The sequence below is a fragment of the Psychrobacillus soli genome (assembly GCF_006861775.1).
In the GTDB taxonomy this organism is placed as follows: domain Bacteria; phylum Bacillota; class Bacilli; order Bacillales_A; family Planococcaceae; genus Psychrobacillus; species Psychrobacillus soli.
The window spans coordinates 1-7,756 of sequence record NZ_VDGG01000031.1 but is presented as its reverse complement, the minus strand read 5'-3'; the positions used below and the strand labels follow the sequence as shown (position 1 = coordinate 7,756).

At 36.3% G+C, this 7,756-nt stretch carries 5 protein-coding genes and 1 rRNA gene; all 6 read left to right on the top strand.

Going from position 1 to position 7,756, the window contains the following annotated elements; genetic code table 11:
• The first annotated feature begins 323 nt into the window (after positions 1-323).
• On the top strand, positions 324-551 hold the full coding sequence (gene yaaA, locus FG383_RS14085) for a S4 domain-containing protein YaaA (RefSeq protein WP_142608067.1): 228 nt from the start codon (positions 324-326) through the stop codon (positions 549-551).
• Position 552: 1 nt separating this feature from the next.
• On the top strand, positions 553-1,665 hold the full coding sequence (recF, locus tag FG383_RS14080; RefSeq protein WP_142608031.1) for a DNA replication/repair protein RecF: 1,113 nt from the start codon (positions 553-555) through the stop codon (positions 1,663-1,665).
• A gap of 66 nt (positions 1,666-1,731) precedes the next feature.
• Positions 1,732-3,654, top strand: a complete 1,923-nt coding sequence (gene gyrB / locus FG383_RS14075) for a DNA topoisomerase (ATP-hydrolyzing) subunit B (RefSeq protein ID WP_221887530.1) — start codon at positions 1,732-1,734, stop codon at positions 3,652-3,654.
• Between the two features lie 27 nt (positions 3,655-3,681).
• Positions 3,682-6,189, top strand: coding sequence for a DNA gyrase subunit A (gene gyrA / locus FG383_RS14070; RefSeq protein ID WP_142608029.1), 2,508 nt, complete (start codon positions 3,682-3,684; stop codon positions 6,187-6,189).
• A 113-nt stretch (positions 6,190-6,302) separates the two neighbouring features.
• Positions 6,303-7,409, top strand: coding sequence for an HD-GYP domain-containing protein (locus tag FG383_RS14065; protein ID WP_142608028.1), 1,107 nt, complete (start codon positions 6,303-6,305; stop codon positions 7,407-7,409).
• Between the two features lie 279 nt (positions 7,410-7,688).
• Positions 7,689-7,756, top strand: a 16S ribosomal RNA gene (locus FG383_RS14060); the annotation flags it as partial.

Below are 7,756 nucleotides of genomic sequence, written 5' to 3'. Positions count from 1 at the left end.
GATTGGTTGCCCTAATCCATTTACTGGATTCACACAGTCGAAAAAACTGTATAAAACTTTGTTTTTAGCGAGTCGATGCTAATTAGCTAGTAATTTCCGTTGATTTTCGCTTACCCGGTGGAAAGCGACCGACTGCAGCGAAAATCCTAGCGGTCACCTAATAGGTCTTTTACCACGCGTTATCTCTATATTGCCCAAACTATCCTTCTAAGAAAGCTTGGAAAACAAGATACACTTAAAGCTCACTTTCGGTTTTTTTTACTTATTCGGTTATTTAGAGTAAAATGAAGGGATAATGAAAATGAGAAGAGGTTGAATTATTGTTGGAAGAGATTCGTTTTGACTCAGAGTTTATTACACTTGGTCAGTTATTGAAAATGACAGATGCAATAAATTCAGGTGGGATGGCCAAATGGTTTTTAAGTGAGCACGCTGTTTACGTAAATGGTGAAATAGAAAATCGTAGGGGCCGCAAACTTCGTCATAAAGACGTCGTAAATATTCCAGGGGTAGGAAGATTCCAAATGATTGGACCAGAGAACGGGGATTAACATGTATATTGAGCGTTTAGAGTTAACAGATTTCCGTAATTATGAATCAATTAAATTGGATTTTTCCTCCAAAATTAATGTGCTTATTGGCGAAAATGCACAAGGTAAAACAAATTTGATGGAATCCCTTTATGTTTTATCCATGGCAAAATCACACAGAACTTCAAACGATAAAGAATTGATACGTTGGGAAGCAGACTATGGTAAAATAAGAGGGGCAATTCAAAAAAAGTATGGTCATTTGCCTTTAGAATTAACATTGTCGAAAAAAGGAAAAAAAGCAAAAGTTAATCATTTGGAGCAAACAAAGTTAAGTAATTATATCGGCCAGTTAAATGTCGTTATGTTTGCACCAGAAGATTTGTACTTAGTAAAAGGAAGTCCACAAGTTAGAAGGCGATTTCTAGATATGGAAATTGGCCAAATTTCTCCTGTTTATTTACATGATTTACTTCAATTCCAAAAAATATTAAAACAACGAAATCATATATTAAAACAAAATCAAGGGAAGCCCTTTCTAAAAGACGTTATGTTTGATGTATACACAGAACAATATATAGATGCTGCAGTGAAAGTAATTCAAAAAAGATTTCAATTCATGGATTTACTACAAAAGTGGGCAGAACCAATCCATTTTGGTATTTCTAGAGGATTAGAAAAGTTAACTGTTTCGTATAATTCAACATCTGGCATTGAAGCAGATTGGTTGGAAAACAAGATGAAAGAACATCTTGAAAAAAAATTGGCGGATAGTCAAAAAAGAGAACTGGATCGAGGAGTAACCTTAACGGGTCCACACCGAGACGATCTTCAATTTTTTGTCAATAATTATGACGTACAAACATATGGATCACAAGGCCAACAACGAACAACAGCTTTGTCTTTAAAGTTGGCTGAAATCGAACTGATAAAACAGGAGGTAGGTGAAGCTCCTGTTTTATTGCTGGATGACGTTCTATCTGAACTAGATGATTTTAGACAATCCCATTTATTAAACACTATTCAAGGTGATGTTCAAACATTTGTTACGACGACTAGTGTTGAAGGAATTGCACATGAAACGATACAACATGCCAGAATGTTTCATGTGGAACAAGGAGCAGTTTTGGATTAGTTAAATTATAAAAGACAAAGATTCACCATTATTGAAGTGATGAAAGAGTAGGTGAGCAAGTTGGCTATGGAAGAAAAAGAGTTAGAAAAATCTTATGATGCCGATCAGATACAAGTATTAGAAGGGTTAGAAGCAGTTAGAAAACGTCCTGGGATGTACATTGGTACTACCAGTTCAAAAGGACTTCACCATCTTGTATGGGAAATCGTTGATAACAGTATTGACGAAGCACTTGCTGGATACTGTGATCATATTATCGTCACAATTGAAAAAGACAATTGGATTCGAGTAGAAGACAACGGTCGTGGTATCCCAGTAGATACACAAGAAAAAATGGGGAAACCTGCAGTTGAAGTTATTATGACTGTTCTACATGCCGGTGGTAAGTTTGGTGGCGGTGGTTATAAAGTATCCGGAGGACTCCACGGAGTTGGTGCTTCGGTTGTAAATGCCCTTTCAGAGTTTACAGAAGTATATGTAAGACGTGATGGAAAAATTCACTGTATTAAATTTGAACGTGGTGCTGTAAGTGCTCCTTTAGAAATTATAGGTGAAGCTGAAGTAACTGGTACAACGACAAGATTTAAAGCTGATGCGGAGATTTTCACTGAAACTACTGAATATGAATTTGATATTTTGGCGCATCGTGTCCGTGAACTGGCTTATTTAAATCGTGGTTTGTCTATTACTATTGCCGATGAAAGAGACGGCATAGAAAAATCCGTTAAATACTTCTATGAGGGCGGTATAAAATCATACGTTGAAGATTTAAACAAATCTAAAGAGCCAATTACGGAAGAAGCGATCTTTGTAGAAGGAGAAAAGGATGGAATCGCCATTGAAATTGCTATGCAATACAATTCGGGATACGCATCTAATATATTATCCTTTGCAAACAATATTAATACGTATGAAGGCGGAACACATGAGTCCGGATTTAAAACGGCTCTTACTCGTATCATAAATGACTATGCTAGAAAAAACGGGTTGTTAAAAGAAGCAGATACTAATCTAACTGGAGACGATGTCCGTGAAGGTCTAACAGCCATTGTTTCTGTTAAACATCCAGATCCTCAATTTGAAGGACAAACGAAAACGAAACTAGGTAACTCAGAAGTGAGTCCGATTACAAATAGCTTGTTTTCGGAAGGCTTTGATCGATTTTTACTAGAAAATCCACAAATTGCCCGCAAAGTCATCGAAAAGGGACTAATGGCTGCAAGAGCACGAGTTGCTGCGAAAAAGGCACGTGAATTTACACGCAGAAAATCAGCATTAGAGGTTTCTAGTCTTCCAGGGAAACTTGCAGATTGTTCTTCCCGTGTACCTGCAGAAAGTGAATTGTATATCGTAGAAGGTGACTCTGCTGGTGGATCAGCTAAATCAGGTCGTGATCGTCACTTCCAAGCGATTTTACCGCTAAGAGGAAAAATCTTAAACGTAGAAAAAGCGCGTTTAGATCGAATTTTAGGGAATGCTGAAATTCGAGCAATGATTACAGCACTTGGAACTGGAATTGGAGAAGAGTTTACGTTAGAAAAAGCACGCTATCATAAAATTATTATTATGACGGATGCGGACGTCGACGGTGCACATATTCGAACTTTATTGCTTACTTTTTTCTTCCGTTTCATGAGACCACTTATTGAAGCAGGTTATGTATATGCAGCACAACCACCTTTATATCAAGTGAAACAAGGAAAACACGTCGAATATTGCTATAATGAAGAACAATTAAAAGAGATTATAGATCGTCTACCAAAAACCTCCAAACCAAATATTCAACGTTATAAAGGACTTGGGGAAATGGATGCAGAGCAACTTTGGGAAACAACGATGGACCCAGATGCACGCACTTTACTCCAAGTAAATTTAGATAATGCAATGGAAGCAGATGCGGTATTTGAGCAACTAATGGGTGAAGAAGTAGAACCAAGACGCCAATTTATCGAAGAAAATGCTGTCTATGTGAAAAATTTAGATATTTAAGAATGTGTGTGACTGGAGGTCTTTAGGATGTCAGAAATACCGAATAAAGGTGTTAAAGGGATCAATATTAGTCAGGAAATGAGAACATCATTTCTTGACTATGCAATGAGTGTAATCGTATCCCGTGCATTACCAGACGTTCGAGACGGGTTAAAGCCTGTTCATCGTCGAATTTTATACGGAATGCAAGAATTAGGAAATACTCCGGATAAACCTCATAAAAAGTCTGCTCGTATCGTAGGAGACGTTATGGGTAAATACCATCCACATGGTGACTCCTCCATTTACGAAGCAATGGTACGTATGGCACAGCATTGGAGCTACCGCTATATGTTAGTAGATGGACATGGTAACTTTGGTTCGGTAGACGGCGATGGAGCAGCTGCAATGCGTTACACCGAATCCAGAATGTCTAAAATTGCGATGGAGTTATTGCGTGATATTAATAAAAACACGATAGATTACAAAGATAACTATGATGGACAGGAAAAAGAGCCTGTTGTATTACCAAGTAGATTTCCTAACTTACTTGTAAATGGAGCTTCCGGAATTGCAGTTGGTATGGCAACGAATATTCCCTCCCATAATTTAGGGGAAGTAATTGATGGAGTTTTAGCATTGTCTGAAAACCCTGCGATTACGATAGAAGAATTGATGGGAATAATCCCGGGTCCAGACTTTCCTACAGGTGGTCTCATTTTAGGAAGAAGTGGTATTCGTCGTGCGTACGAGACAGGTAGAGGATCTGTATTAATTCGTGCAAAAGTAGAAATTGAACAAAAAGCAAGTGGTAAAGAAGTAATTATAGTTAATGAGTTACCATATCAAGTAAACAAAGCTCGTTTAATAGAAAAAATTGCAGAATTAGTTCGCGATAAAAAAATTGACGGCATTACCCATTTAGCGGACGAATCCGATCGTAATGGTATGCGAATTGTTATCGAAGTTCGAAAAGATGCAAACTCACATGTACTTTTGAACAATTTATATAAACAAACAGCTTTACAATCTAGCTTTGGTGTTAATATGCTTGCCCTAGTCGATAACCAACCAAAAGTATTGAACATAAAAGAAATGCTTTATTATTACTTAGAACATCAAAAAATAGTTATTCGTCGTCGTACACAATTCGAATTAAATAAAGCAGAAGATCGTGCACATATTTTAGAAGGGTTACGAATTGCTTTAGATCATATTGATGAAATCATTGCCTTAATTCGTGCTTCTCAAACTGGTGAAGAAGCGAAAAATGGTTTGATGGATAAGTTCAATTTATCTGAACGTCAAGCGCAAGCAATTTTAGATATGCGTTTACAACGATTGACAGGATTAGAACGAGATAAGATTGAAGATGAATATACAGCTTTAGTTAAATTAATCGAAGAACTAAAATTCATTTTAGCAAATGAGTATCGAGTACTTGAAATTATACGGGAAGAAATTACCGAAATTAAAGATCGATATGCGGATAAACGTAGAACGGAAATAGTTGCTGGAGGAGCAGAAGTTTTAGAAGATGAAGACTTAATTCCTGTAGAAAACTCCGTACTTACATTGACCAACAAAGGATATATTAAACGATTGCCTGCAAACACGTATAAGAGTCAAAAACGTGGTGGTCGAGGAGTTCAAGGGATGGGAACGAACGAAGACGACTTTGTAGAGCATCTATTATATACATCCACTCATGATACTATTTTGTTCTTTACCAATAAAGGGAAAGTGTACCGTGCAAGAGGATTTGAAATTCCTGAATACGGTCGAACAGCAAAAGGATTACCGCTTATTAATTTGCTGGGAGTTGAAAAAGACGAGCAAGTTACTGCAATGATTCCAATGGCGTCATTCGAAGAAGATAACTATTTCATCTTTACGACAAAACATGGAATAACAAAACGTACCCCTGTTTCAGGTTTTGCCCATATTCGAGCAAATGGTTTAATTGCCATTTCGTTGCGAGAAGAAGATGAACTAATCGCTGTTCGTTTAACAGATGGAAAGAAACAAGTAATTATTGGAACAAGACAAGGTAAGTTAGTAAGATTTGAAGAAAATGATATTCGTTCTATGGGCAGAACAGCCGGTGGAGTAAGAGGTATCCGTTTGAAAGATGATGACTATGTAGTAGGTATGGAAATTATTGAGCCAGATCAAGAAATCTTAGTTGTTACAGAAAACGGTTATGGAAAACGCACACCAGAATCCGAGTATCGTTTGCAAAGTCGTGGTGGTATGGGCGTGAAAACATGTCAAATTACCGAAAAAAATGGTCCTTTATCGGCTGTTAAGGCGGTAGACGGAACAGAAGATTTAATGTTAATCACGATAAATGGTATGCTCATTCGAATGGACGTAAATGATATTTCTATAACTGGTAGAAGTACACAAGGCGTTCGATTAATGAGACTAGCAGACGACGAGTTAATAGCTACAGTCGCAAAAGTAGAAAAAGAAGAAGATGAAGACGACACGGAAGTAGAAGATAGTTCTCCTACTAATACAGAATCATCGTCCACAGAAGAAACAATTGAATAAATAAATGAAGGCACTCTTAAACGAATTCGTTTAAGAGTGTTTTTTCTTACATATACAGTAACCCAGAATATTTAGTATAATTGAAGAAACATTTAGAAAAAGGAGGGAATGGAATGCATCAGACTCTAGAAAATTTAGAGCGATTGAGATTAGGAAGTGTGCTTGCTGAAGATATTTTGGTTAATACAAAAAATCCTATCATTCGAAAAGATACTAAAATAACAAGAGAGCATATTCAAGTATTACGTGCATTTAATGTTAATAAAGTACCAATAGTAATAGAAAATGTATTTAGTAGAACTGAAGAAGAAATAAGCAAATTAAACGAAGACCAAGTAGAGACTATTCAAGATAAAGACGAACCAGCTACCCAAACAAACTTTGAAAATCTATATAATCAAGCAGTAACTAGTTTTTATAAAGAATTTTCTGCGTGGGAAACCGGGATGAAAGTAGATGTAGCAAAATTACGTAATATAATCATGCCATTAGTAGAAAAAGCTATGACTGACAAAAAAATATTTTCTCACTTAAATAATTTTTCCTCTTTAGATAACTATATTGCTCACCATTCAGTAGCTGTAGGAATAATTTCTGGTGCAATAGCTAAAAAAATGCGCCATCCTTCTGGGATGATTAAGCAAATAGCTACTGCTGGTTTGCTAGCCGATATAGGAATGTCAAAAGTAGATGCGAAGATTAGAGAAAAAAAATCATATTTAACTGAAGCTGATTTTTCAGAGATTAAAAAGCATACTATTTATAGTTTGCAAATGATACAAGACAGTCCTTTATTGAAATCTGAACTTAAACTTGCTATTTTTCAACATCACGAACGTCTAGACGGCAGCGGTTATCCAAAAGGTGAAAAATTGGATAGCATATCTGTTTACTCGCAAATAATTGCTGTAGCTGATGTATATCATGCAATGACATCTGAGCGGATTTATCGTACTAAGAGTTCTCCGTTCAAAGTATTGGAAATGATTAGAGAAGAAGAATTTGGTAAGTACAACATTGAAGCAGTACTCGCATTAATATCCCTAGTAGGTGATTTGCCAATTTCAACTCGCGTTCATTTATCAGATGGAAGGACAGGAGAAGTAGTATTTTCTCATAGAGATTCTCCGATGAGACCAATGATTCGTTTAACGGAAACAGGTCAAATAATTGACCTAGCTGCCAAAAGATCTTTATACATAGAGAGTATTCTAGTTTGATATGAAAATTACTCTTTCCTTGCTTCTATTGAAAAGGAAAGAGTTTAATATTTAATTTGAATAAAGTGTTGACATACTTGTCGAATCTTGATATTATATAGAAGTCGCCAAAACAAGTCGACAACATGAACATTGAACATTGAACATTGAAAACTGAACATGCAAAACGTTAAGAAATATAGCTTGAAAGATTAACTTCGGTTATCTAAACAAGCAAAATAATTTTGACATCATTTAATGATGATGCCAGCAAAACAACATGAGCTTTTTAAGTTCTCTATTATGGAGAGTTTGATCCTGGCTCAGGACGAACGCTGGCGGCGTGCCTAATACATGCAAGTCGAGCG

Bases quoted from the DNA above. Each gene is read 5' to 3' on its own strand.
- recF (WP_142608031.1), top strand. From the start codon at position 553: ATGTATATTGAGCGTTTAGAGTTAACAGATTTCCGTAATTATGAATCA.
- gyrB (WP_221887530.1), top strand. From the start codon at position 1,732: ATGGAAGAAAAAGAGTTAGAAAAATCTTATGATGCCGATCAGATACAA.
- gyrA (WP_142608029.1), top strand. From the start codon at position 3,682: ATGTCAGAAATACCGAATAAAGGTGTTAAAGGGATCAATATTAGTCAG.
- FG383_RS14065 (WP_142608028.1), top strand. From the start codon at position 6,303: ATGCATCAGACTCTAGAAAATTTAGAGCGATTGAGATTAGGAAGTGTG.